This window comes from Psychrobacter sp. Ps6, assembly GCF_022129235.1.
Classification (GTDB): Bacteria; Pseudomonadota; Gammaproteobacteria; order Pseudomonadales; family Moraxellaceae; genus Psychrobacter.
Genome location: NZ_JADQAI010000061.1, coordinates 1 through 2,496 on the forward strand (window position 1 = coordinate 1; position 2,496 = coordinate 2,496).

1 protein-coding gene is annotated in these 2,496 nt (G+C 41.0%); it reads left to right on the plus strand.

Going from position 1 to position 2,496, the window contains the following annotated elements; genetic code table 11:
- Positions 1-2,494: type I-F CRISPR-associated helicase Cas3f (gene cas3f, locus I3255_RS13720; protein ID WP_238039305.1), on the plus strand; the 2,494-nt coding region annotated here is incomplete at its 5' end.
- Positions 2,495-2,496: the final 2 nt, after the last annotated feature.

Genomic DNA, 2,496 nt, shown 5'->3' on the forward strand with positions numbered 1-2,496 from the left:
CAATTTTACCGAGTATGCTCAACTTGAAAAAGCATTTCCTTTACATCTTGCCCGAATGGCGCTCATGCTGGCTGATCATACTTATTCTGCTGATATCGCTCATGAAAATTGGCAAGATCTTAATTATCAAGCTAACGCTAATACCGACAGAAAAACGGGAAAAATTAAACAAAAACTGGACGAACACTGCATCGGGGTTGCCCATAACGCCTATATATTAGCTCGAACTTTGCCCCGTTTGCGTTCTGTAATGCCTGCAATTACGCAACATAAAGGCTTTAAACGGCGTTGTAAAAATGCCAAATTTCGCTGGCAAGATAAAGCCTATGATTGTGCTTATGCCATTGCTGAACTATCTGAACAGTATGGATTTTTTGGCGTTAATATGGCATCAACGGGTAAAGGTAAGACGTTTGCTAATGCGCGGATCATGTACGGATTATCTAACCCTAAATTAGGTTGTCGGTTCAGTGTAGCTCTCGGTTTAAGAACACTTACATTACAAACTGGAGATGCTCTACAACAGAGGCTCTGCTTAGACAGTGATGATGTTGCCGTGCATATTGGATCGCAAGCAGTTCACGATCTCTTTTATCGCGATAAAAAAGCACAGCAAGCCGCTCTAGATAACCATGAAGCCGCAGTGAGAACGGGCAGTGAATCAGAATTACTTTTCTCTGAGCATAATTATGTTCGATATGATGGTGAAGTAGATAACCATTATTTGCAACGTTGGTTAAAAGAAAAAGGGGCTATTCATAAATTAGTCAGTGCTCCTATCTCTGTCAGTACCATAGATCATTTAATGCCAACATCGGAAGGAATAACAGGAGGTCAGCAAATTGCGCCTATGATGCGATTACTGACCAGTGATTTAGTCCTTGATGAACCGGATGACTTTTCTTTAGATGATGATCCCGCTTTAGGTCGCTTAGTATATTTTGCTGGATTACTCGGCTCTCGGGTTTTGCTCTCTTCTGCTACTTTACCGCCAGCTTTGGTCAATCATCTTTTTGCCTGTTATCAAGCCGGACGAGCCCAATACAATCAAGTTACAGGACAACAACATCAAAAACCTGTGTGTTGTGCTTGGTTTGATGAATTTGGTGTACAAAGTAATCAGGCTGACGGCATCGCGCAGTTTAATCAATATCATCAAATGTTTACTCAATCACGCAAACAGGCGTTAGATAAGTATCAGCAGCCTTTGCATGTGGGAAATTGGTTAAATATTGATGAAAAAGCATCGTCAGAACAGCCAGTTATTGAGTTGTTTAGTCGCACCTTATACCAAGGGATTTATCAGCTGGCAGCGGAGCACCATACCCAATCGACGCAACCGAATTCCAAAGGTAAAACGGTGTCGGCAGGTATTATTCGAATGGCCAATATTGAGCCCTTAGTTGCTGTAGCCAATAGCTTATTTTCTCTGCCAGCAAAAGAGAATACCCGTATTCATTATTGTGTTTATCATAGTCAGCATCCATTAGCTGTACGCTCTGCGATTGAAAATCAGCTAGATCAATTACTGCAAAGGGATCGAGTCGATCTACAAGATATTGTCACTAAACCAACGGTTGAACGAGTTTTAACCCAGTATAGTGAACAGCATCATATTTTCGTGGTATTGGCGACACCGGTGGCAGAAGTGGGACGGGATCATGATTACGATTGGGCCATAGTTGAACCAAGCTCAATGCGCTCTATTATTCAGCTCGCCGGACGTGTTCAACGGCATCGTCAGTTAGTGCCTAATGGTGCCAATATTTTGGTATTAAATAAAAACATTAAGGCGCTAAAACAAAGTTCGGTGGCGTACACCTCTCCGGGTTTTGAATCGGACAAATTATATTCCCTTAATGAAGAGCAACCTAATTTCCCTTATTTATGCTACTTAAAAATATCTAATCATGACTTACGTCAACAGTTATCACTTAACGCATTGCAACACATTACGTCTGAACCTCGTTTTATTTGCCCAAAACCTCTATTAGATGAAACGCAACAAAAAGTTAAGGGATTTATAGAACTTGAACATCAAGCTACTTGGTTCTATATGCAAAAGTATTTAAAGCCATGGTGGCAAAGTAAAACTGCACATCTCATTGGTGAAGTACAAAAACAGACACCATTTCGTCAAAGTCGTCCTTCGGTTAATTACATCATGATGTTAGATGATGACAGTGACGATATTACTTTACAGGTTTGGGATAACGCGAGCCAATCGTGGATTGATTCTGGATTATTGGCACCATTTTCAGAACAAGAGTTGGCATCGGGAATATCGCTTTGGGGTAGTGGCTGTTTAACCGATGAAATAGAACAATTAGCCGAAGAATACCAGCTAGAAATATCGACAACATGTGAGCGATTTGCAGCAATTAATTTGCCTGAAAATAGCGCTTCAGATTGCGGAAAGCCCTGGCTTTATGACCCCATTTTAGGTGTGTTTCGAGGACGAGATATTACACCATTAAATCATGATTCTGTTTGAGG